General features: G+C 38.2%; 23 protein-coding genes. 22 read left to right on the forward strand and 1 reads right to left on the reverse strand.

The window, feature by feature from the left end:
• Positions 1-21 precede the first annotated feature (21 nt).
• From spoVAC to ACFYKX_RS07410, 21 genes are all read left to right on the forward strand, one after another.
• Positions 22-501 (forward strand): stage V sporulation protein AC, encoded by a 480-nt coding sequence (gene spoVAC, locus ACFYKX_RS07310; RefSeq protein WP_389359560.1) that lies wholly within the window; start codon positions 22-24, stop codon positions 499-501.
• On the forward strand, positions 501-1520 hold the full coding sequence (spoVAD, locus tag ACFYKX_RS07315; protein WP_389359562.1) for a stage V sporulation protein AD: 1020 nt from the start codon (positions 501-503) through the stop codon (positions 1518-1520). The genes spoVAC and spoVAD overlap by 1 nt, the downstream gene beginning before the upstream one ends.
• An 18-nt stretch (positions 1521-1538) precedes the next feature.
• Entirely contained in the window at positions 1539-1895 is a 357-nt protein-coding gene (gene spoVAE / locus ACFYKX_RS07320; protein ID WP_389359564.1) for a stage V sporulation protein AE, read from the forward strand.
• A gap of 149 nt (positions 1896-2044) precedes the next feature.
• A complete protein-coding gene (locus ACFYKX_RS07325) occupies positions 2045-2173 on the forward strand; it encodes a YjcZ family sporulation protein (protein WP_389359566.1) in 129 nt (42 codons plus the stop codon).
• Positions 2174-2655: 482 nt separating this feature from the next.
• Positions 2656-3864, forward strand: coding sequence for an acyl-CoA dehydrogenase (locus ACFYKX_RS07330; RefSeq protein WP_389359568.1), 1209 nt, complete (start codon positions 2656-2658; stop codon positions 3862-3864).
• A 69-nt stretch (positions 3865-3933) separates the two neighbouring features.
• Entirely contained in the window at positions 3934-4707 is a 774-nt protein-coding gene (locus tag ACFYKX_RS07335; protein ID WP_389359570.1) for an SDR family oxidoreductase, read from the forward strand.
• A 32-nt stretch (positions 4708-4739) separates the two neighbouring features.
• Entirely contained in the window at positions 4740-5492 is a 753-nt protein-coding gene (locus tag ACFYKX_RS07340; protein WP_389359572.1) for an SDR family NAD(P)-dependent oxidoreductase, read from the forward strand.
• A 160-nt stretch (positions 5493-5652) separates the two neighbouring features.
• On the forward strand, positions 5653-7269 hold the full coding sequence (locus ACFYKX_RS07345; RefSeq protein ID WP_389359574.1) for a long-chain-fatty-acid--CoA ligase: 1617 nt from the start codon (positions 5653-5655) through the stop codon (positions 7267-7269).
• A gap of 177 nt (positions 7270-7446) precedes the next feature.
• Positions 7447-8013 (forward strand): TetR/AcrR family transcriptional regulator, encoded by a 567-nt coding sequence (locus ACFYKX_RS07350; RefSeq protein WP_389359576.1) that lies wholly within the window; start codon positions 7447-7449, stop codon positions 8011-8013.
• 106 nt (positions 8014-8119) lie between these two features.
• Positions 8120-9004 carry a 3-hydroxyacyl-CoA dehydrogenase family protein gene (locus tag ACFYKX_RS07355; protein WP_389359578.1) on the forward strand — a complete coding sequence of 295 codons (885 nt, stop codon included), beginning with the start codon at positions 8120-8122 and terminating at the stop codon, positions 9002-9004.
• Positions 9004-9783, forward strand: coding sequence for an enoyl-CoA hydratase (locus tag ACFYKX_RS07360; protein WP_389359580.1), 780 nt, complete (start codon positions 9004-9006; stop codon positions 9781-9783). The genes ACFYKX_RS07355 and ACFYKX_RS07360 overlap by 1 nt, the downstream gene beginning before the upstream one ends.
• A 15-nt stretch (positions 9784-9798) precedes the next feature.
• Positions 9799-10203: an acyl-CoA thioesterase gene (locus ACFYKX_RS07365; RefSeq protein WP_389359582.1), complete on the forward strand. Its 405-nt coding sequence runs from the start codon at positions 9799-9801 to the stop codon at positions 10201-10203.
• Positions 10204-10245: 42 nt separating this feature from the next.
• The gene (locus tag ACFYKX_RS07370; protein ID WP_389359584.1) at positions 10246-11304 is read left to right on the forward strand and encodes a phosphotransferase family protein; all 1059 of its coding nucleotides are present in this window, start codon (positions 10246-10248) and stop codon (positions 11302-11304) included.
• A gap of 83 nt (positions 11305-11387) precedes the next feature.
• The gene (locus ACFYKX_RS07375; protein WP_389359585.1) at positions 11388-12146 is read left to right on the forward strand and encodes a 2-phosphosulfolactate phosphatase; all 759 of its coding nucleotides are present in this window, start codon (positions 11388-11390) and stop codon (positions 12144-12146) included.
• A 32-nt stretch (positions 12147-12178) separates the two neighbouring features.
• Positions 12179-13954 carry an acyl-CoA dehydrogenase family protein gene (locus ACFYKX_RS07380; protein WP_389359586.1) on the forward strand — a complete coding sequence of 592 codons (1776 nt, stop codon included), beginning with the start codon at positions 12179-12181 and terminating at the stop codon, positions 13952-13954.
• Positions 13955-14264: 310 nt separating this feature from the next.
• Positions 14265-15041, forward strand: a complete 777-nt coding sequence (locus tag ACFYKX_RS07385; protein WP_389359588.1) for an SDR family NAD(P)-dependent oxidoreductase — start codon at positions 14265-14267, stop codon at positions 15039-15041.
• Positions 15042-15243: 202 nt separating this feature from the next.
• A complete protein-coding gene (locus ACFYKX_RS07390; RefSeq protein WP_389359590.1) occupies positions 15244-16023 on the forward strand; it encodes an enoyl-CoA hydratase/isomerase family protein in 780 nt (259 codons plus the stop codon).
• A 99-nt stretch (positions 16024-16122) separates the two neighbouring features.
• Positions 16123-17106: a quinone oxidoreductase family protein gene (locus ACFYKX_RS07395; protein ID WP_389359592.1), complete on the forward strand. Its 984-nt coding sequence runs from the start codon at positions 16123-16125 to the stop codon at positions 17104-17106.
• 89 nt (positions 17107-17195) lie between these two features.
• Positions 17196-18878, forward strand: a complete 1683-nt coding sequence (locus ACFYKX_RS07400; protein ID WP_389359594.1) for a long-chain fatty acid--CoA ligase — start codon at positions 17196-17198, stop codon at positions 18876-18878.
• The gene (locus tag ACFYKX_RS07405) at positions 18875-19876 is read left to right on the forward strand and encodes a phosphotriesterase family protein (RefSeq protein WP_389359596.1); all 1002 of its coding nucleotides are present in this window, start codon (positions 18875-18877) and stop codon (positions 19874-19876) included. Before ACFYKX_RS07400 ends, ACFYKX_RS07405 begins: the two co-directional genes overlap by 4 nt.
• A 171-nt stretch (positions 19877-20047) precedes the next feature.
• Positions 20048-20302: a stage VI sporulation protein F gene (locus tag ACFYKX_RS07410; protein ID WP_389359598.1), complete on the forward strand. Its 255-nt coding sequence runs from the start codon at positions 20048-20050 to the stop codon at positions 20300-20302.
• Between the two features lie 91 nt (positions 20303-20393).
• Here the strand turns inward: ACFYKX_RS07410 and ACFYKX_RS07415 are convergent, their stop codons facing one another.
• Entirely contained in the window at positions 20394-21308 is a 915-nt protein-coding gene (locus ACFYKX_RS07415) for a glycerophosphodiester phosphodiesterase (protein WP_389359600.1), read from the reverse strand.
• Between the two features lie 227 nt (positions 21309-21535).
• Here ACFYKX_RS07415 and ACFYKX_RS07420 point away from each other — a divergent pair, with 227 nt between their 5' ends.
• Positions 21536-22297 carry an MgtC/SapB family protein gene (locus ACFYKX_RS07420; RefSeq protein ID WP_389359602.1) on the forward strand — a complete coding sequence of 254 codons (762 nt, stop codon included), beginning with the start codon at positions 21536-21538 and terminating at the stop codon, positions 22295-22297.
• The last annotated feature ends 12 nt before the right edge of the window (positions 22298-22309 follow it).

The raw sequence follows: 22309 nt of genomic DNA on the forward strand, positions 1-22309 counted from the left end.
TTTACAGAAAGGAGTCAGGAGATGGGGAGTAAAAAAAATCAAAAAATGACACCACAACAACAGCAATATAAAACGCTAGAACAAAAACATGAAACGAAAAGACCTGTTTTAAAAAATTGCATTAAGGCGTTTCTTGTAGGTGGTTTTATATGTACGCTTGGACAGGCTCTGACCTATTTTTATATTTATTTTTTTAACTTTACTGAACAAACAGCAGGTAACCCGACTGTTGCAACGATGGTTTTTATATCGATGCTACTCACTGGTTTTGGTGTTTATGATCATATAGGTCAATTTGCGGGAGCGGGAAGTGCTGTTCCTGTAACCGGGTTTGGTAACGCTGTGATTTCAGCTGCGATTGAGCACCGAACAGAAGGCTTTGTTCTTGGGGTTGGTGGGAACTTATTTAAGCTTGCTGGCTCTGTCGTATTATTTGGAGTATTCTCAGCCTTTGTTGTTGCTTTAATCAAAACAATTTTAGTTCAATGGGGGGGCTTATAATGCTAAAGGGAAATCAATCCTGGATTTTTCCGAATCGCCCAGTCATTGTATCAACAGGTGTATCCGGTGGACCGTTCGAAGCAAGGGGAAACCTTGCAAAAGATTTTGACATTTTGCATGATGATCTTTGGATGGGAGAGGACTCCTATGAGAAAGCGCATAGAGTTCTGATGGATGAAGCAGCGAAAGTGGCTATTCAGAAGGCAGAAATTAAGCAGGATCAGATTCAATTCCTAATAGCAGGGGATTTAATTAATCAGATTACACCAACTAGTTTAGCAGCAAGAACTCTTCAACTCCCTTATTTCGGAATTTTTGGAGCGTGCTCAACGTCAATGGAAGGCCTGGCTTTAGCCTCTTTTATGTTGAATTATCAAGGTGCTGAGTACATCTTAACAGGTGCAACTAGTCATAACTCAGCTGTAGAAAAACAATTTCGTTATCCAACGGAGTATGGAGGTCAAAAGCCGCCAACGGCTCAATGGACGGTAACTGGTTCAGGTGTCGCTCTTTTAAAGCAAAATGATGGGAACAGTAAAGGCATGCCTGTCACTACTTCTGCAACCATTGGGAAGGTAATAGATATGGGTCTTACTGATCCATTCAATATGGGTGGGGCGATGGCTCCTGCTGCTGCGGATACGATTACCGCCCATTTTAAGGATTTTCAAATTGATCCTTCCTACTATGACTTAATTGTGACAGGTGACCTCGGAAAAATTGGTCAAGAAACAACATATGAACTCTTACAAAACAATGGACTTAATATTGATCGTCAAAAGTTTAGAGATTGTGGATTAATGATTTATAAAGAAGATCAACCAGTACAATCTGGCGGAAGCGGTGCAGGTTGCTCCGCAACAGTTTTATATGGTCATCTCTTGAATGAAATGAAACAGGGGAATTATAAGCGCATCCTTGTTGTGGCTACCGGTGCATTATTATCTCCATTAACATTCCAACAAAAAGAAAGTATCCCTTGTATCGCTCACGCTGTTTCTATTGAAATGGATGATTAGAAAGGAGGATGTTGTCCTATGCTACCAATGTTTTTTTGGGCGTTTGTAGTAGGAGGTCTTATTTGTGTAATCGGCCAGCTGATGTTTGATGTATTAAAACTTACGCCTGCACACACTCTGAGTACTTTAGTAGTTCTAGGTGCAATATTGGACGGGTTTGGATTATATGAACCATTAGCTGATTTTGCTGGTGCAGGCGCAACTGTCCCAATTACGAACTTTGGAAATACACTCGTACATGGAGCTCTACAAGAAGCAGAAAAACATGGAATTATTGGAGTTCTGACAGGAATGTTTGAGGTGACGAGTTCGGGGATATCGGCTGCTATCGTTTTTGCTTTCATAGGTGCACTCATTTTTAAGCCTAAAGGATAAAGGATTGTTTCGGACTTGCCCCTTAAAAATGTGCATATCCTTAAATTAAACTAGGCGTTAAATAAGGGAATAGTTAGGACAAAGCCTATACACTTTAAAGATGCCTTACATATAGTATTAGTGATACTAAACAAAGTGAGGTGTCTAATATGGGCTACGGATATGGTGGTTATGGTTATGGTGGCTACGGCGGTGGTTCTTACGGAGGTTCTACTTTCGTACTAATCGTTGTATTGTTCATCCTATTGATTATTGTTGGTGCTAGCTTCTATAACTAAAAAGCTTTAAAGTAAATACCGCTTGATTCAGGCGGTATTTACTTTTTTAAATATGAACAAAGGTCATGTTTATATGTTCCCTGTTTTAAGCAAGTTCTTCCGGGGAAAGTTACATTCATATTTAGTGATGTAATTTAGTTACATATCTTGACCACTAGAAGTTTTTTTGTGACATGACAATATGAAATTTATTTGTGAGTATATGTGAAATGATATGAACAAGTGAGAATAACTAGGTAATATTGCTACAAGATTTTACTTGCTCCTAACATAAAAGGGTTCAGTCTAAATATATTTTAAAAGTAGGTTGTTTAAGTAAAAAATCTAGTAGGTAACATCAATGTTTGTACAAGCCACTATTTAAAAATATTTAGAATTTTTAGATTAATAGTTGAATAATTTAGTAGAAGGAGTATACTATTAGGTAGGAGCATACCGACCGGTTAGTAAGTGTTTTAATTATATATAAGGAGATGATTAAAGTGAATTTTTCATATTCACCAAAGGTTAAAGATCTTCAAGCAAAATTAAACACGTTTATGGAAGAATACATTTATCCAAATGAAAAGCTTTACGAGGAGCAGTTAAATCAACAGCCTGATCGTTGGAGTAGTGTTCCTCCAATTATGGAAGAATTAAAGGCTAAAGCAAAAGAACAGGGTTTGTGGAATCTATTTTTACCAGAGAGTGAATATGGGGCAGGATTAACAAATACAGAATATGCTCCACTCTGTGAAATTATGGGTAGATCACTGATTGCTCCAGAGGTTTTTAACTGTAATGCTCCTGATACTGGGAATATGGAAGTGCTTGTACGTTATGGTACAGAAGAGCACAAAGAGAAGTGGTTAAAACCTCTATTAAATGGCGAAATTCGTTCTTGTTTTTCAATGACGGAACCAGCAGTTGCTTCATCCGATGCTACGAACATTGAAGCGAGTATTGTCCGAAATGGTGATGAGTACGTCATCAATGGTAGAAAGTGGTGGTCATCAGGTGCAGGGGACCCACGCTGTAAAATTGCAATCGTAATGGGGAAAACAAACCCTGAGGCAAACCGTCACGAACAGCAAGCAATGATTCTAGTACCACTAGACACACCAGGAGTTAAAATTGAAAGAATGCTGCCTGTGTTTGGGTATGATCACGCTCCACATGGCCACGGAGAGATTACATATGATAATGTTCGTGTTCCAAAAGAGAACATTTTATGGGGTGAAGGGAAAGGCTTTGCAATAGCTCAAGGTCGTCTAGGACCTGGAAGAATCCATCACTGTATGAGACTTATCGGTGCAGCTGAGCGTGCTCTTGAAGAATTATGTAAGCGTGTTCAAAACCGCGTCGCTTTCGGAAAACCATTAGCAAGTCAAGGTGTAGTGAAAGAGTGGATTGCAGATTCAAGAATTGAGATTGAGCAAGCAAGACTACTAACATTAAAGGCAGCTTACATGATGGACACAGTCGGAAATAAAGAAGCGAAGTCAGAAATTGCCATGATTAAAGTAGTTGCGCCGTCAATGGCTTTACGCGTACTTGATAGAGCAATTCAAGCCTTTGGAGGAGCGGGAGTTTCTGATGATTTCCCATTAGCTGCTCAATGGGCAAATGCAAGAACTTTAAGACTTGCTGATGGTCCAGATGAAGTTCACCGTGCACAAGTTGCCAAGCTAGAATTAAAGAAATATAAATAAGGATAGGTTTTTGCGGATAGAACCCAGAGTTGGTTTTTTGTTAAAAACAGACAGAAAGTAGGGAAATAGATGAAAGTCCAAGAACTATTTGATCTAACAGGTAAAACAGCCATTATAACAGGAGGTGGGAGAGGACTAGGAGAACAAATTGCAACAGGCTTTGCAGAAGCAGGAGCAAACGTAGTTCTTTGTTCTCGTAAAGTTGAAGCTTGCCAAGAAGTTGCAGATAAACTACAAGAATTAGGAGTGAAAACTCTTGCCCTAAAGTGTGATATAGCAAATGCAGAAGACGTTCAAAATGTTGTTGATGTAACGATGAAAGAGTTTGGATCGATCGATATTTTAGTAAACAATAGTGGCGCGACTTGGGGCGCACCGGTTGCAGAAATGCCTTTAGAAGCATGGAAAAAGGTAATGGATGTCAACGTAACAGGGACATTTTTAATGAGTCAGGCCGCAGGTAGAGAGATGATTAAACAAAAGTCTGGAAAAATCATTAATATTGCTTCTGTTGCGGGTCTTGGTGGTACGGATCCAAGATACATGGACACTATTGGTTACAATACGAGTAAAGGGGCTGTAATCACTTTTACAAAGGATTTAGCGGCTAAATGGGGTCAATACAATATTAATGTAAATGCGATTGCACCTGGTTTTTTCCCAACAAAAATGTCTAAAGTTCTGATTGAACTAGGGAAAGAACGAATTTTAGAAGGTACACCTTTACGCCGATTTGGTAGTGATGATGACTTAAAGGGTGTTGCTCTCTTCCTAGCGTCTAATGCTTCAAACTATATCACGGGAGACACGATTGTGGTTGATGGAGGAACGCACGTACTATAACCTGAAAATTTTATACGAACTGGGGGAGCTTTATGAGATTAGAAAATAAAGTTGCCATCGTTACAGGAGGAGCAAGTGGGATAGGTCGTGAAACGGCCATCCTCTTTGCTAGAGAAGGGGCTAAGGTAGCGGTTGCTGATGTAGATCTAATCGGTGGTGAAGAAACGGTTCAGCTAATCAACGAAAACGGTGGACACTCATTCTTTTTGCAAACCGATGTTACGAGTTCAGAGCAAATTAAGTTATTAGTAGATGAGACGGTAAATAGGTTTGGCTCCCTTCACATTATGTTTAATAATGCGGGAATTGGAAATTCAGAGGTTAGAAGTGTAGATATGAGCGAAGAGGAATGGGATCGAGTCGTCGACATTAATCTTAAAGGTGTCTTTTTAGGAATTAAGCATGCAGTTCCTGAAATGGTGAAAAGTGGCGGTGGCTCTATCATTAACACTTCTAGTTTACTAGGTTTAAAAGGTCAAAAATATATGGCTGCCTACAATGCTTCTAAAGGTGGAGTAGTCGTATTAACAAAAAATGCAGCACTAGAATACGGTAAGCAATCCATCCGTGTGAATGCAATTGCTCCTGGTGTCATTGATACAAAAATCATTGAAGGCTGGAAACAAAATGAATTTAAATGGCCGATTATTTCAAAGGCAAATGCGCTTGGTAGAATTGGTCAACCCAAAGAGGTAGCAAATGCAGTCCTGTTTTTGGCATCTGATGAGGCCTCTTTCATAACAGGAACCACTCTATCAGTTGATGGGGGCGGACTTACTTTTTAACGAGAGAGATAGTTAGTTAGTAGATTTTTTTGCTAGACATGTCTAGTTTAGCGTCTAGAGACTACAATAGGCAAAGACTGAGAATCTCAGTTGCTGTCCTTCCAGTCCTTTTGTACGCTAAATAGGACGCTTACACTTTTTCAAATTTGGAGGGAAATTTATGAGTGAAAATAAAGCATGGTTAGCCCACTATCCAGAATCTGTTGCAAAAGAGGTAGAGATTCCAAACATTGCTATACCGCAAATTTTATTAGATTCTACTGCAAAGTTTCCACAGAATAACGCTATATCTTTTTATGGAAAAAAGATTACGTTTCAGGAGCTAGCTTTCACTGCTAATGCTTTTGCTTCAGCACTCCAGAAGTCAGGTGTCCAAAAAGGGGACCGTATTGCAATCATGTTACCAAACTGCCCTCAATATGTAATCTCATATTACGGTGCTCTTACAGCTGGAGGAATTGTGACACAAGTGAACCCAATGTCAGTAGAGCGAGAAATTGAACATATTCTAAATGATTCTGGGGCAGAAACGATTATCGTTTTTGATCCATTATACCCTCGTGTAAAAAGCGTTCAGCAAAATACGAAACTTAAAAATGTTATTGTTGTTAGTTTACAGCCTTCCACTCAATCCATTGGAGATGACTTCACATTTGAACAATTTATGGCAAAAGCAGATGGGAAGGTACAGCCAGTAGATATTGATCCAGCTCATGATGTAGCTGTACTTCAATATACTGGTGGAACGACTGGCCGTTCAAAAGGGGCTATGTTAACACACCGTAATCTATTAGCTAATGTTATTCAATCTCACGAATTCTTTAAAGAGTCAACTGAGACGGGGAAAGAAAAATGCTTAACCGTCATACCTTTGTTCCATGTTTTCGGGATGACGTCTTGTATGAATCTATCAATCTATAATGCTGCAGAAATGATTATGCTTCCACGCTTCGATTTAGAAGAAGTATTAAATACGATTAAGAACGAGCAACCAACCATCTTCCCAGGTGTGCCAACGATGTATGTAGCGATTACAAGCCATCCAAAAGCAGAGGAATATGGAATTAATAGTATTGAAATTTGTAATAGCGGTAGTGCTCCCATGCCTCTCGAGCTAATGAAGAACTTTGAAGGTAAAACGGGTTCTAAAATTCTTGAAGGGTACGGATTATCAGAAGCTGCACCAACAACACACTGTAACCCACTATTTGCTGATAGAAAACCAGGTAGTGTTGGAATAGGCTTCCCTTCAACAGACTACAAAATTGTTGATTTGGGCACCGGAACAGAAGAAGTACCTGTTGGAGAATTAGGAGAGGTCATTATAAAAGGGCCACAGGTCATGAAAGGCTATTGGAATATGCCTGAAGAGACTGCTAATACTCTTCGGAATGGATGGCTTTATACAGGTGATATTGCTAAAGTCGATGAAGATGGCTACCTATATATTGTCGACCGTAAAAAAGACATGATTATTGCAAGCGGTTACAATATCTATCCTCGTGATGTGGAAGAAGTCATCTATGAGCATCCAGCCGTACAAGAAGCTGTTGTAATTGGGGTGCCTGACGCCTACCGTGGCGAAAGCGTAAAAGCTGTAGTTGTTTTAAAATCTGGGCAAACAGTCACTGAAGAAGAAATGATTTCATACTGCCGTGACAACATGGCTACTTACAAAGTGCCAACAATTGTTGAGTTCAGAGAACAATTGCCAAAAACAAGTGTTGGAAAAATCCTTCGCCGTGCATTAAGAGAGGAAGTACAAAATACAAAATAATGTCTTTAGAAATTTGCCATAAAAATAGTTTTGAAGCTAGATACGGATGTCTAGCTTCAAAACTTATCAGTGGGTAAAGTTCAAACTTTGGTCATTGATATCAAAAAGCCTCCTCGATTGGAAGGAAATTTTTATGGTATAATTTCGAGGACATTAGAATGATTGCGAGGATTTATTGTGAAAGAGAAAATAACAGAACAAAGCATACGACTATTCGAAAAGAAGGGGTTTAGCGAGACTTCTATTCAAGATATCGTTGACTCACTTGGTGTGACGAAAGGTACTTTTTATTATTACTTTTCCAGTAAAGAAGAATTATTGATGGACATTCATCTTCGTTATATAGGTGATATGTTAAACCATCAAGAAGAAATCTTATCCGATGGATCAAAGGATTGTAAAAGTAAGTTGTATGACATTGTTTATATGTTAATTACGAATATACGAAAACAAGGATTAAGTGCCAAAATCTTCTTCCGCGAGATGAAAAATTTAAACGAAGAAAGATTAGCACGTATTATTCCAAAGCGCGATTTATTTCGCTTAAATATTGAGAAATTAATTAAAGAGGGAATCGAGAAAGGTGAATTCCGCTCAGATTTAAATGCATCTATTGTTACATTTGGTGTGTTAGGCGTGGCGAATTGGAGTTATCAATGGTTTAACCCGAATGGCAGTGTTTCAGAGGAGCAAGTATCTGAAATATTTGTCGATATGATATTAAAGGGAATAGAACAAAGATAGAAGAAATATTTAATAAGGGGATGGCAAATTAGAGCTTCATCATCCCCTTTATATACTTGAAAACTTTACATACCAACTAGTCAGTATTGATGAGGAGGAATGGTTCATGGAACTACAAGATATTAGACGAATCACAATTATAGGAGCAGGTCAGATGGGGCATCAAATTGCGATGCTATGTGCACTTGGTGGGTTTGAAACGACGATCCAAGATGTTCAAGAAAACGCGTTAAAACAAGCAGAGCAAAAGTTGCAGGGGATCATGGACAAATGGGTGCAAAAAGGGAAACTTTCTGATGATCAAAAAGCTGCTGCATTTAGTCGATTATCGTTTACGACAAGCCTAGAAGAAGCTGCTTCAAAGGCAGACTTTATTATAGAAGCAATTGTTGAGAAATTAGACGTGAAAAAGGAAGTTTTTACGAAGTTAGACCAACTAGCACCGGTACATGCCATTCTAGCAACGAACAGCTCTACTATTGTTAATAGTTTAATAGCGGAAGTAACAACACGTCCAGAAAAGGTAGTTAACATGCATTTCTTTTTCCCTCCACTTGTCATGGATTGTGTAGAAGTAGTAATGAGCGAGCAAACCTCTGATGAAACAGCAAGATTGACGATGCAGGTTTCTAAAAAGATTAACCGTACAGCAGTTCTTCTGAAAAAAGAAATCTCTGGATTTATAGCAAACCGTATTTTAGGGGCACTTCAAAGAGAAGCAGTTTCGTTATATGAAGAAGGAATTGCTGATTTTAAAGATATCGATATTATTTGCCGTAAAGCATTAAACCACCCGATCGGGCCGTTTGAATTAATGGATTTATCCGGAATTGATGTCGGTTATTTTGTAATGGAACAGCGCTTTAAAGAAACTGGAGATCCTGCTGATAAGCCTTTCCCTTGTATTGAAGAAAAAGTGAAGGCTGGGCATTTAGGTAGAAAAACAGGTAAGGGCTGGTATGAGTACAATCGTGAAGGAGTGAAGGGTTAATGAGAAGATTTCTACATGTTGAAAAAGAAAACCATTTAGCCGTTATTACGATAGATAATCCACCATTAAATGTATTGAGTAAAGCTGTATTTAAAGAACTTCATGAGGTTTTCTCGGAACTGGAGAGTGATCAGGAGGTTGTAGCAGTTGTAGTTACAGGAGCTGGAAATCAAGCCTTTGTTGCAGGAGCTGACATTAAGGAGTTCCCACAAATGATGGGGAAAACAAACATGGTTGAAGATGTAATGGAAGGACACAGAACTCTGAACTTCATTGAAGAATTCTCAAAGCCAACAATTGGAGTTCTTAACGGTCTAACTTTCGGTGGAGGCTGTGAATTGGCTCTAACATTTGACATTCGTATTGCTGAAGAGCACGTTCAAATCGGACTTCCAGAAGTAAAGCTAGGGCTTTTCCCTGGTGGGGGAGGAACCCAGCGTTTACCTAGACTAGTTGGTACGGCAAAGGCAAAGGAGTTAATGTTCACTGGTGATCCAATTACAGTTGATGTTGCTGAGAAAATCGGACTTGTAAACCATGTTGTCCCAACAGGTGAAGGGTTAAACGCAGCAAAAGTACTAGGTAAAAAGATTACTAGACATTCCTTACAGGCACTTTCACGTATTAAGAGAGCGGTTAATGAAGGAGTAGAAAAGCCGTTACAAGAAGGAATTGAACTAGAAGCAACTCTTTTTGCAGAGATTTTCCAGACGGAAGATATTAAAGAAGGCGTTCAAGCATTTATTGAAAAAAGAAAGCCTGCGTTCCAACACCGCTAAAAAGGAGCTGTCTAAATGCACGAAATTCAAGTTACTGTTCGATTTGGTGAAACCGATGCTCTTGGCCATATAAACAATGCTAGTTATTTCATTTACCTAGAAGAAGCGCGGATTCGTTTTTTTGAATCTGTAGGTTATAACATGAACGTGAAAAGCTGGAACTTCATTCTGGCTTCTACAAAATGTGATTTCGTTAGCCAAGGATATTTTAATCAAATTTTAACGATTAAGACGTACGTTTCTAAGATTGGCACAAAAAGTTTCCAACTTGAACACGAAATCATTTGTTCACAAACAAATGCATTGATTGCAAAAGGAAATGCGATTATCGTGTATTTTGATTTTGTAAATCAGAAGAGCGATGTGATCCCAGCTGAACTAAGAGAGGGATTAGAATCGTACCTAGTATACGCGGAGTAATCTGAATTTTTAATAAATAAGGATTTTGTAAGGAGGAATAAGATGCCGAAGGATACGATTCCTGTTAGAAAAGGCGAGGAGCTGAATGTTGAAGCTCTAGGGTCTTTTCTAAAAGAACATATAGATTTGCCAGATCAACCTCTAGAAATTGATCAGTTTTCAGCCGGCCACTCTAACTTAACTTATCAATTAAGAGCTGGGGATTGGGAAGCTGTTTTAAGAAGGCCACCACTTGGACCAGTGGCACCAAAGGCACATGATATGGAAAGAGAGTTTAAGATTCTATCAGAAATTCAGCCCTTATTCTCACCAGCACCAAAACCGATTCTTTTTTCAAATGATACAAATATCGTTGGTAGTCCTTTTTTCCTTATGGAGAGAAAGCATGGTGTAGTCATTGATTCAACATTTCCAGATCACATCGAGGTTACTATTGATTTGTGTAGACACTTGTCAGAGGTAATGGCAGAGAAACTAGCTCAATTGCACTCTATTAATTATAAGGAAACGGGATTAACGGAGATTAGCAAGCCAGATGGCTTTATGGAAAGGCAAGTGCACGGATGGATTTCTAGATATGAGCGAGCAAAAACTGATGACATTAAAGAAGCTGATACAGTTATGCACTGGTTAGCGAATAATGTTCCAAAGCAAAAAGAAGCAACGATTATCCATTACGATTTTAAATTTAACAACGCAATGTTTAGTGATGACTTACAAACGATGGTTGGACTGTTTGATTGGGAGATGACAACAGTTGGTGACCCACTTGCTGATTTAGGGGTGGCGATGAGCTATTGGACTCAATCAGATGATCCGGATTTACTGAAGGCAGGTTTAGGTAAGCCGCCGATTACATTGCATGATGGCTTCATAACTAGAAACGAATTTATTGAGTTATATAGCAAAAAAAGCGGTAGAGATGTTACGGACATGAATTTTTATTTAACGTTTGCTTACTTTAAATTGGCGGTTATCTGTCAGCAAATTTACTATCGATACAAAAAAGGGCAAACACAAGATAGTCGCTTCTCAAAGTTTAATTATACGGTTAAAAGTTTAATGGTTCATGGAACACAGGCTGTTGCTAATAATGCTTAAGAATGGTTTATAGGGCTGTATGCTTGTGCGACCCTGGCTTTCTTGAAGAGGCAGCCTAGAATGAAAAATTCCGAGGTGAAAACATGACGAAGATTCACCTTCTTATTCGAAAAGAAGACATTGACGAAGAGAAAGTAAAAGAAGGTAACAAAATTGCAGTTGTACTAGATGTCTTATTAGCGACTACGACAATCACTTCCGCTCTTAATGATGGGGCAACCGAAGTGATTCCTGTTATGGATCGCCATGAGGCACTCGAATTTGCAAAAGGTTATGATGAGTCTCAACGCATCGTGGCAGGGGAAGAGAAAGCAAAACCAATTGACGGGTTTGTTTATCCAAGTCCAAAAGTAATAGGTAAACTCATTAAGGATAAAACTCTAATTTTATCAACGACAAACGGTACGGTTGCTTTAAGAAAGGCATCTCAAGCTAAAAAAGTGTATGTTTCTGCGTTAATTAACAATCTTACAGTTGCAGAGCGCATCCATGAAGAAAAGCTTGATGCAGACACCATCTTGGTTGTATGTTCGGGTAACTCTGGTGAACTCAGCTTAGAAGATTTTTATGGAGCAGGCCATTTTATTAGCTGCCTTTTGGAGAACGATACATCTTATCAATTAACAGATGCTGCAAAAGCAGCGCTACATTTTTATACCGGTAGTTCAAATGACTCTTATGATATTCTCCAATCTTCATATGTTGGTCAATTATTTGATAAGCATGACGGTGTGGATGAATTGCTTTTTGCCTCTAATAAAGGTGCGGTTCCAATTGTCCCTATTCTTGAAGGTAGAAAAGTCGTTATTGAAAATCCAGTCAAATTACACTCAACACAATAATATCTGCAGCAACTAGCAAGGAGGGAATCATAATGGAAAAAACAAATGAAAAAAATAGAGGTGCTAGCTTTCTATTTTCAAAGATTGACACAGCACAACTTTTTACACCTGAAGACTTTACTGACGAACATAAAATGATCGGTGCAACTGCTAAGCAGTTTATTGAGAAAGAGGTAGTTCCAAATAAGGATGCTATAGAAAATCAAGATTTTGAATTAGTTGTTTCATTGCTAAAAAAAGCAGGTGATTTAGGCTTATTAGCTCATAGCATTCCAGAAAGCTACGGTGGACTTGGGTTAGATAAGATTAGTAAAGGAATCGTCGGTGAGATGGTTGGCCCTTCAAGTGGGTATGGTGTTGCGCACTCAAACCATACGTGTATTGCAACCTTGCCAATTACCTATTTCGGAACTCCTGAACAAAAGTCAAAGTATCTACCTAAAATGGCTTCTGGTGAATTTATTGGTGCCTACTGCTTAACAGAGCCTAATGCAGGATCAGATGCCCTAGCTGCTCAAACAACTGCTCGTCTCAATGAAGAAGGCACATACTATGTGTTAAATGGTTCTAAACTCTATATCACAAATGCAGTGTTTTCTGACACTTTCATCGTGTACGCAAAAGTGGATGGGAAAGACTTTACTGCGTTTATCGTGGAAAAGGACTTCCCAGGGCTTTCACTAGGACCTGAAGAAGACAAGATGGGGATTAAAGGGTCATCGACAAGAACAGTCATATTTGAAGATTGCTTGGTTCCTGTAGAAAACCTTCTTGGTGAAGTAGGAAAGGGTCATGTTATTGCTTTAAATGTGCTGAATCTAGGTCGTTTCAACCTTGGATCTGCGTGTATGGGTGCTGCAAAATACAGCCTGAAAAGAGGAGTACAATTTGTTCAGGAGAGAAAGCAGTTTGGAAAAACGATTGGTGAATTCTCTGCATCTAAAGAAAAGATTGCAAAGATGGCTTCTCAAGTATTTGCTGCTGAATCCGTACAGTATCGAACTGCGAGTTTAATTGAAGAAGCACTCGAGGGCTTATATGAATCCCAGGACCTTAAGTTAATAGGTAAGCAGTTAAGTGAATACGCAACGGAGTGTGCAATTTGTAAAGTATTTGGTTCTGAAACATTGGATTATGTAGCAGATGAAACTTTACAGCTTCACGGTGGCGCTGGTTTTATAAAAGATTATGGAATCGAACAGATTTATCGCGATTCAAGAATCAATCGTATTTTTGAAGGTACGAACGAAATTAATCGCCTTCTAATTCCAACCCATCTATTTAGAAAAGCAATGAAGGGTGAAGTTAATCTCCAAGTAAAAGTAGAGGAAGCAGTACTTCAGCTACAAAAACCTTCCTCTCCATATGAAGGCGAGTTCAGTAGAGAGCGAGAAGCTGTGGATCTTTTAAGAAACGTCTTCTTATTAAGTGCAGGTCTTGCGTACGAAGCTTATGGTCCTACTCTTGTGAATGAACAAGAAACGTTAATGAGATTAGCAGATTTAGCTATCTACCTTTTTGCAGCTGAGTCTGTTGTGTACCGTACTTTTAAAACGATTGAGTCTAAGGGTGCCGCTGGAGCAGAAATAAAAATGGGCTTAACTAGAACATACTTAGAGAATGCTGTTTCTCAGGTAGAACGTATTTCTCGTTCATTAGTGAATGAATTTACCTCTGGAGAAAAACAACAGCAGTTAACAGGGCTGTTATTTAGAGAATGCAGCAAGTATAGCTCATTTGGGAAAGCGTTTGAGCGAAACCGTGAAATTGCTGATAAGCAGTATGAAGGAAACCAGTTTGTTTGCTAGGATAAGGCACCACGGTGCTGGCTTAGTACCGAAAACCTTTAGACTTTTTGAAAAATGGGTATTAAAAGAGCTTCTTAGTACCTGAAATCTACCGAAATTTTTAAAATAGGAATCAATATAGAATGTTAATGCAAGAAATTATCGAAATTACCTAAAAATGTGTACTAACTTAGGATATTAATACGTAAAGTACAAGGTTTTTAAGAAAACAGGTATGTATTCATCAAGATGTGCTGCATGAACGCTTTGATTTTAGTGGTTGTTTTCAATGGTCACGGTCTAACTTTACTTTTTATAAGGGGGATTCCAAATGCGTTTTTCTCAATCAGTTGCACTGATTACTGGTGCTGGTAGCGGAATCGGAAAAGCGTCTGCCATTCGACTTGCCAATGAAGGCGCGAAAGTCATTTTAGTTGGAAGAACAAAATCAAAGCTAGAGGAAACAGCACAAGAAATTAACGAAACGAAGAAAATTCCAATGGCTGAAATTTTTCCAGCGGACGTTACGGATGAAGAGGATGTTCAAGAGCTTGCTCAATACGTCCAGGAGCAGTTCGGTGATTTACATGTTTTAATCAATAATGCAGGTGGTTCTAAACATGGGAGAATTTTAGAAACATCAGCAAAAGATTGGGATTATGTTCAATCAGTGAATTTAAAGAGTGTGTTCCTTGTTACAAAATGGCTTGGAAAAATTATGGTAGATAAGGCTAAGGAAGAAAATCAAAAGGAATTCCGCTCAATCGTAAATGTTGCGTCATTATCTGGTCATCAAGCAGGTGCCCTCATTCCTCATTACAGTGCAGCAAAGGCAGCTGTTATCAACTTGACAAGGTCTCTTGCACTAGAGTTCGCTCCATACGGAATTAATGTCAATTCAGTTTCACCAGGATTTGTTGAAACACCTCTTACAGAAGCAGGTCTACAAAACGATCAATTTGTAAAAGCAATCGAGAGAAATACTGCATTAGAAAGAGTAGGTAAAGCTGACGAAATTGCAAATGTCATCTCATTCCTAGCTTCTAGTGAAGCATCGTATATGACAGGGTCAGATGTCCTTGTTGATGGTGGCTGGTTAATTAAGTAGGGCTTCAACCGCCCTCATAAAAATAAATCTATGTTCTGTCTTCAGTAGCAAGAATCATAGAATGGTAGAGGCAATCAACAAATGGAACTCGTTGAAAAAATATGTTTCAGCGCGTTCTTCTTTAATCTAGCATTTCCAATGTTTACAAAGGGGATATAGAGAGAAATGAAGCCTGTTAAAATTAGAAAGGGGAGTTTATAAAATGAGTGAACAACATTTATTAGTGGATGTAAAAGGTCCTGTTATGACATTAACATTAAACAGACCGGATAGCTTGAATGCTTTTAGTCCTGATATGATTTTATCTTTAACTAACACACTTCGTGAAGCTCAAACGAATGATGAGGTACGTGCAATTGTTTTAGCTGGAGCGGGACGATCATTCAGTGCTGGTGGCGACGTTAAAACAATGGGGCAAGCAAAGCCAACAGATGTTTACGATCATATTGGTAGACTTAATGAATGTATCTTAACGATGAAAGAAACCGAAAAGCCCATAATTGCTGCTGTTCATGGGTTTGCAGCTGGAGCTGGTTTTAATCTTGCCTTAGCTTGTGATTTAATTATTGCGGCAGAGGACAGCAAATTTGCATTAAGCTTCTCACAGGTTGGATTAATTTCAGATGGTGGTGGCTCTTATTTTCTTCCAAGATTAATAGGTCCTCACCTTGCAAAACAATTTTTCTTTAGTGCAGAACCAATTTCTGCAGAAAGACTATATCAGTTAGGTGTTATCAATCACCTCGCTCCACTTGAAAACTTACAAGAGGAAGTTACAAAGTTTGCTACTAAGCTAGCACACGGGCCTAGCAAAGCATACGGAAAGATTAAAAAGATTGTTGACCATTCTTTTACAGCAACTTTAGAAGAAATCCTTGAACAGGAACGAGTAACACAAACTTTAATGGTTCAAACGGAAGACCATTTAGAGGGTGTAGCAGCTTTTAAAGAAAAAAGAAGACCGGTTTTTAAAGGAAAATAAAATAATCATCTAGAAGGGGTATATAGTATTTAATATGTGTTTTTTGAAATGCATATACAGCCTTAAGATGCCAAAAACGGATGAAAATAGGAGGAGACTATGAAAGCAGTTCAATTTACTGAATATGGTGGACCAGATGTATTAAAAGTCGTAGACGTTGATAAACCAACTCCGAAAGAAAATGAAGTATTAATTGAAGTACATGCAATTGGTGTAAACTACGCGGACACGGCTAGACGTGAGGGGCAGTATGTTGTGCCAACTCCACTGCCATTTGTACCAGGTGCTGAAGTAGCTGGAGTAGTAGTTGAAGTAGGTGATAAAGTAACTAATATTAAACCGGGCTCTAGAGTGGTAACGCTAATTGGATCTGGGGGTTATGCAGATTATGCATTAGCGGACGCACGTTCAGTGATTCCATTAGTTGAGCAACTAAGCTACGAGACAGCAGTGGCTCTTCCTCTTCAAGGTTTAAGTGCTTATCATATTTTAAAAACAATGGGTAGATTAGAAGAAGGTGAAACGGTTCTAGTCCATGCTGCAGCAGGTGGTGTAGGAACGATTGCTGTTCAACTAGCAAAAATTTTCGGAGCAGGAAAAGTAATTGCAACTGCAAGCTCTGATGAAAAGCTATCACTTGCTAAAGAGCTAGGAGCCGATGTGCTTATTAATTACACAAAGGATGGCTGGGAGAAAGAAGTACTAGAAGCCACAGGTGGTAAAGGGGTAGATGTTGCACTTGAAATGGCCGGCGGTGATGTATTTAATAAAACACTAAAATGCCTAGCTACATTTGGTAGACTAGTGATCTATGGTGTAGCAAGTGGAGAACAAGCTAGTTTCCATCCATCTTTATTAATGGGAAGAAATCAGTCTGTAATTGGTTTCTTTTTACCGCAAATCATGAGAAAGCCACAGCTTCTTCAAGCAAGCTTACAAGAGTTATTTACTTATCTTGGTGATGGTAGACTTCAATTAAAGATTGGAGAAGTGTTCTCTCTTGATGAAGCGGCAAAGGTACACGACCTAATGCAATCTAGAAAAACGACAGGGAAGCTAGTCTTAGTGCCTAATAGAGGGTAAAAGTTTTAAATGAAGCGGGCGTCATACAATCGTCCGCTTCTCAATAAAATGATTATGTATGCGCTTTCATTACTAAGGGAGGGACTTAATTGAATACAAAACATCTAGCTTTTTGGCCTAGAATTACAAAATCTTTGACAGTACCCGAAACGACTTTATATGATAATCTACTTGTTTCTGCGAAAAGGTACCCAAACAAGCCTGCCATACATTATTATGGTGCATCTTTCACTTACAAAGAGCTATTGCAAGAAGTAGATGCTCTTGCTGGATATTTGGAGAATAAATTAAATGTTAAGCAAGGTGATCGAATTGCATTATTTATGCAAAACTCACCACAGTATATGGTAGCGTTTTATGCTATTTTACGAGCAAGAGCCGTTGTCGTCCCTATTAATCCTATGAACACCCAAAATGAGTTAGAGTTTTATATTAAAGACTGTGATGTGAAGACGGCCATTGTTGGTCAAGAACTCTATAAAAACATAGCTCCACATCAGAATCATACTTCATTACAAAATCTTATCATCGCTGCCTACTCAGATTACATTCCAACAGACGAAACCAACCCTACACTACCAGCTGAAGTAACTGCACCTAGACATATTTTTAATCAAGAGAACCATTACTTATGGAAAGAAGCAATCGATGCTAATCTGAATCCATCCACATATTCAGGTGAGCCTGATGATATGGCTGTGTTGCCATATACATCGGGAACAACTGGAATGCCCAAAGGATGTATTCATACGAATCGTACCGTTCAAGCAAATGTTGTAAGTGCGTACCATTGGTCTGCTACTACATCTGACTCTGTTCATTTAGCAACTCTTCCATTTTTTCATGTGACTGGGATGCTTCATAGTATGCATGCACCACTTTTTGGCGGTGCTGCACTAGTTATTTTAACGAGATGGAATCGAGACTTTGCAGCTAAATATATTGAAGAGTATAAATGTACACATTGGGTTAACATCAGCACCATGGTGATAGACTTTTTAGCAAATCCTAAATTAAAAGACTATGATATCTCTTCTTTACTAAGCATTTCTGGCGGAGGGGCTCCATTGCCAGAAGCTGTTGGGGAGAAATTAAACCAACTGACTGGCATTAAGTTTGTAGAGGGCTACGGTTTGTCAGAAACAATCTCTCATACACACTTTAATCCACCTGAGCGTCCTAAGTTACAGTGTCTAGGAATTCCTTCTTTTGATACAGACGCTAGAATTGTTGACCCAACTACATTAAAAGAACTTGGGATAGGTGAGATTGGTGAAATCGTTGTAAATGGCCCGCAGGTGTTCCAAGGCTACTACAACCGTCCAGAAGAAACAGTACAGTCCTTTTTTGAGATGGATGGAAAGAAATTTTTCCGTACAGGAGACATAGGTCGAATAGATGAAGAGGGATATTTCTTTATTGTTGACCGTGTAAAAAGAATGATTAATGCTTCAGGATTTAAAGTATGGCCAACCGAAGTGGAATCCCTACTTTATAAACATCCTGCTGTTCAGCAAGCATGCGTTGTCGGTGTTCCTGATGAGAAAAGAGGAGAAACGGTAAAAGCGTTTGTCATTTTACACGCAGATTCAGTTGGAAAAGTGACTGAAGATGAATTGATTGAATGGGCAAAAGGTCAAATGGCAGCTTATAAATATCCTAGATTTGTAGAATTTAAGGACCAGTTCCCAACAACAGCAAGTGGAAAAATTTTATGGCGTAAGCTTCAAGAAGATGAGTGGAATAAAATGAAAGTGGGGGAGAATTCATGAGCAAAACAGTAGAAACAGTAACAGGTCCAATTCCGGTTGAACAATTAGGAAAAACATTGGTTCACGAACACTTTATTTTTGGATACCCGGGTTATCAAGGAGATGTAACATTAGGTCCATTTGTTGAGGAAGAAGCTCTAGAATATGCGATTGGTATCGCTAGACAAATGATGAGTCACGGAGTGAAAACAGTAGTGGATCCAACACCAAATGAGTGTGGACGTAATCCTGTATTCTTAAAAAAGCTATCGGAAGCAACTGGACTTCAAATTATTTGTGCTACTGGCTATTACTATGAAGGAGAGGGAGCACCTCCATACTTTAAGTTAAGGCAAGCACTTGGAACGGCCGAGCAGGAAATCTATGAAATGTTTAAGAAGGAAATTACGGAAGGTATTGCGAATACAGGTATTAAGCCAGGAGTTATCAAGCTTGCTTCAAGTAAAAATCAAATTACAGATTATGAACAAATGTTCTTCCGTGCTGCAGCTAAAGTTCAACAGGAAACGGGCATTGTTATTCTAACTCATACGCAAGAAGGAACAATGGGGCCTGAGCAAGCCAAGTTGTTAATTGAATTTGGTGCTGATCCAAGTAAAATCATTATCGGTCATATGGATGGAAACACGGATCCTGAGTATCATAAAGCGGTCATGGATCAAGGTGTGAAAATTGGCCTGGATCGTTGGGGGATTCAAGGAATGGTGGGAGCACCACCTGACCAAGAGAGAATTGAAACACTGTTAGAGCTACTTGACGCTGGATATGAAGATCAGATTTTACTGGCTCATGATTCAGTAAATATTTGGCTTGGGCGTCCGCCGGTTATGCCAGAACCTATTATGAAAATGATGGAGAATTGGCATCCAGGTCATTTATTTGATAATATTCTGCCAATTCTAAGTGAGAGAGGCGTTTCTGACGAACAAATTGAAAAAATGTTTGGTACGAATGCCAAGGCTTTATTTTCTGGGAATACAACAAAAATTACAACTTAGGTTTTTGTTCTGTACTTTTTAAATTTTTTTAGGCTCCATGTAAAAGTGGAGCCTAACTTCCCTTAAAACTAAAAACTACATGAATGAAAATTGGACATCCTATTAAATCACCTTTTTGACCTTCTATCATAAGATAAAAGTAGGTTCAAAAAGGAGGCGTGGTTTTTACTCATGGATAATCATTTTTTCAAGAATGTTGAAAAGAAAACTGGCGTAAATATGAAGGATATTTTTGATTTAGCAAACTCTTTACAAAGTGCAAATTTTAAAGACGAAAAAACTGTTAGAAACGTAATTAGAAGAGTTTCTCAAATTGCAAATAAACCAGTTTCTAAAGAAATGGAAGATAAAATTGTAAAATCCATTGTCAACGAAGGAAAACAATTGGATTTTAATACGATCTCCAAAATGATTAACAAAAAGTAAATTTACACATACGCAGTGGGATGGAATCAAAAGAATATTTGCCAGCGAAAATACACAAAATAAAGAAGCTTACATCATAACGTAAGCTTCTTTATTTTGTTTGTTTAAGGATGTTATAAAGCGTGTCTGAGTAATTTGTAAACGCTCCGGTGGCACCCCAGTCTATTAATTTCTCCATGTCGTTAGTTTGGTTAACGGTATATGGATGAACAAGTAAGCCAGCAGCTCTTGCAGTTTTAATGTACTCCTCGGAAATCATATCGAAATTAGGTCCAACTCCTACAGCATATTCCTTCAACTTTGTTAATTCATTTTTCGTTAACATAGCAGGTTGCTTGTAGGAAAGTAGCTGTATTAAAGGAATGGTTGGCTCCATTTTATGAATATGATTTAAGCTTTCTGGACTAAATGACTGCAATATAACTTTAGAGTCATGAATTTGTTCTCCAATTAGGTTGTATTTTCTAAGGAGTTCAACAAGTTTTTCCTCCATGCCAGGATAAATAGAAGGTTTTTTTGTTTCTATATAATATAGGACGTCATCTCCGAAGTATTGAAAAATTTCTTCAAGTGTCGGTATTTTTAGAGACTCAAAGGAAGGATTAGCTTGTGAAGGAAATTCCTCATTAAACCAGGATCCAGCATCAAGGTTTTTAAGCTCCTTAAGAGTATAGGATCGTACATGGCCCTTTCCATTCGTGGTTCTATCAACTGTATGATCATGTAATGCCACAAGTTCCCCGTCTTTTGTCATTTGTAAATCGATCTCAATATAGTCTGCACCTAATTCCAACGCCATTTGATAAGAGTCAATGGTGTGTTCAGGAGAATAAGCTGATGCACCCCTATGGGCAATAATGATAAATTGATCATTCATTTTTTCTTGTGTAGTAGTAGTAGTAGTAGTAGTTGTTGTTGTTGTTGTTGTTGTTGTTGGCGTAACAGAACAACTGGTCAAAAAAATGAGAGTTAAAACGGAAAGTAGTTTAAGACTAATTTTTAACATAGAGGCCTCACTTTTAATGAATTTGGTATAGAGATATCTATGGTTACTATTAACATTTTATAATATAATTGGGTAAAATACTTATAAATTACTAATTTAGATTTATAAGTAAATTATAAATTAAATTGACAATATTGTCATAATTTTGTAAAATATATTTAAGTTAATATATTTTGTGATGGAGATTTGGAGCGCACACAAATTGCTTAGCAAAACTAGGCATTTTTGTGGGCGCTTTTATTTTTAACAGAGGGGAGAGAAAAATAACGATAACTATATCGACACTAACCATCTTAGAACGATTATTTTTAGCTGCCTTACTGGGAGGATTAATAGGATGGGAACGTGATTTACGAAATAAACAAGCCGGATTTAAAACTCACCTTTTAGTATCAGTGGGTTCGGCATTGATTATGATTCTCTCAATCTACGGATTTAATGAAACGATTAATCATATTAACGCAAGATTTGACCCTGCAAGACTTGCTCACGGTGTTATTAGTGGAATTGGTTTCTTAGGTGCGGGAGCTATTCTGAGACACTCTAACAACTTAGTTACGGGAATTACCACAGCTGCTACTTTATGGGTAGTTGCAGCGATAGGTCTAAGTGTTGGAAGCGGTTTTTATTTACCAGCTTTAATTACAACAGGGATTGTATTAATTAATGTTTTTCTACTAAGAAGTCTTGAATTTAAGTTTTTAATCCCTAAAAAATATGTGACCATTAGTTTAGTTGTTTCGGAAGAAGCTAAGGTGCTCGGAAAAGTGAACAAATTACTAAAAAATGAAAGCGCTGTAATCAAAGGCATAACGATGTCGGATGAGTATTATTTTCTTGATGAGGGATTTTTATCTTTTGATATCGACATTAAGTTATCTACCAGGAAGAATATATTACTAATTTCGCAAAGGCTAAGTGCCTTAGAGGGTGTGAAGCAAGTGAAAATAGATAATATAAATGTGCAGTCTCCTCAGGAAGATTTATAGAAAAATTTTTTA

The sequence above is a fragment of the Cytobacillus spartinae genome, from assembly GCF_042865285.1.
Classification (GTDB): domain Bacteria; phylum Bacillota; class Bacilli; order Bacillales; family Cytobacillaceae; genus Robertmurraya_A; species Robertmurraya_A spartinae.

What these genes read in the sequence shown, in the direction of transcription:
- spoVAC (WP_389359560.1), top strand. Translation starts at nt 22, where the DNA reads ATGGGGAGTAAAAAAAATCAAAAAATGACACCACAACAACAGCAATAT.
- spoVAD (WP_389359562.1), top strand. Translation starts at nt 501, where the DNA reads ATGCTAAAGGGAAATCAATCCTGGATTTTTCCGAATCGCCCAGTCATT.
- spoVAE (WP_389359564.1), top strand. Translation starts at nt 1,539, where the DNA reads ATGCTACCAATGTTTTTTTGGGCGTTTGTAGTAGGAGGTCTTATTTGT.
- ACFYKX_RS07325 (WP_389359566.1), top strand. Translation starts at nt 2,045, where the DNA reads ATGGGCTACGGATATGGTGGTTATGGTTATGGTGGCTACGGCGGTGGT.
- ACFYKX_RS07335 (WP_389359570.1), top strand. Translation starts at nt 3,934, where the DNA reads ATGAAAGTCCAAGAACTATTTGATCTAACAGGTAAAACAGCCATTATA.
- ACFYKX_RS07340 (WP_389359572.1), top strand. Translation starts at nt 4,740, where the DNA reads ATGAGATTAGAAAATAAAGTTGCCATCGTTACAGGAGGAGCAAGTGGG.
- ACFYKX_RS07345 (WP_389359574.1), top strand. Translation starts at nt 5,653, where the DNA reads ATGAGTGAAAATAAAGCATGGTTAGCCCACTATCCAGAATCTGTTGCA.
- ACFYKX_RS07355 (WP_389359578.1), top strand. Translation starts at nt 8,120, where the DNA reads ATGGAACTACAAGATATTAGACGAATCACAATTATAGGAGCAGGTCAG.
- ACFYKX_RS07360 (WP_389359580.1), top strand. Translation starts at nt 9,004, where the DNA reads ATGAGAAGATTTCTACATGTTGAAAAAGAAAACCATTTAGCCGTTATT.
- ACFYKX_RS07365 (WP_389359582.1), top strand. Translation starts at nt 9,799, where the DNA reads ATGCACGAAATTCAAGTTACTGTTCGATTTGGTGAAACCGATGCTCTT.
- ACFYKX_RS07370 (WP_389359584.1), top strand. Translation starts at nt 10,246, where the DNA reads ATGCCGAAGGATACGATTCCTGTTAGAAAAGGCGAGGAGCTGAATGTT.
- ACFYKX_RS07375 (WP_389359585.1), top strand. Translation starts at nt 11,388, where the DNA reads ATGACGAAGATTCACCTTCTTATTCGAAAAGAAGACATTGACGAAGAG.
- ACFYKX_RS07380 (WP_389359586.1), top strand. Translation starts at nt 12,179, where the DNA reads ATGGAAAAAACAAATGAAAAAAATAGAGGTGCTAGCTTTCTATTTTCA.
- ACFYKX_RS07385 (WP_389359588.1), top strand. Translation starts at nt 14,265, where the DNA reads ATGCGTTTTTCTCAATCAGTTGCACTGATTACTGGTGCTGGTAGCGGA.
- ACFYKX_RS07390 (WP_389359590.1), top strand. Translation starts at nt 15,244, where the DNA reads ATGAGTGAACAACATTTATTAGTGGATGTAAAAGGTCCTGTTATGACA.
- ACFYKX_RS07395 (WP_389359592.1), top strand. Translation starts at nt 16,123, where the DNA reads ATGAAAGCAGTTCAATTTACTGAATATGGTGGACCAGATGTATTAAAA.
- ACFYKX_RS07405 (WP_389359596.1), top strand. Translation starts at nt 18,875, where the DNA reads ATGAGCAAAACAGTAGAAACAGTAACAGGTCCAATTCCGGTTGAACAA.
- ACFYKX_RS07410 (WP_389359598.1), top strand. Translation starts at nt 20,048, where the DNA reads ATGGATAATCATTTTTTCAAGAATGTTGAAAAGAAAACTGGCGTAAAT.
- ACFYKX_RS07415 (WP_389359600.1), bottom strand. Translation starts at nt 21,308, where the DNA reads ATGTTAAAAATTAGTCTTAAACTACTTTCCGTTTTAACTCTCATTTTT.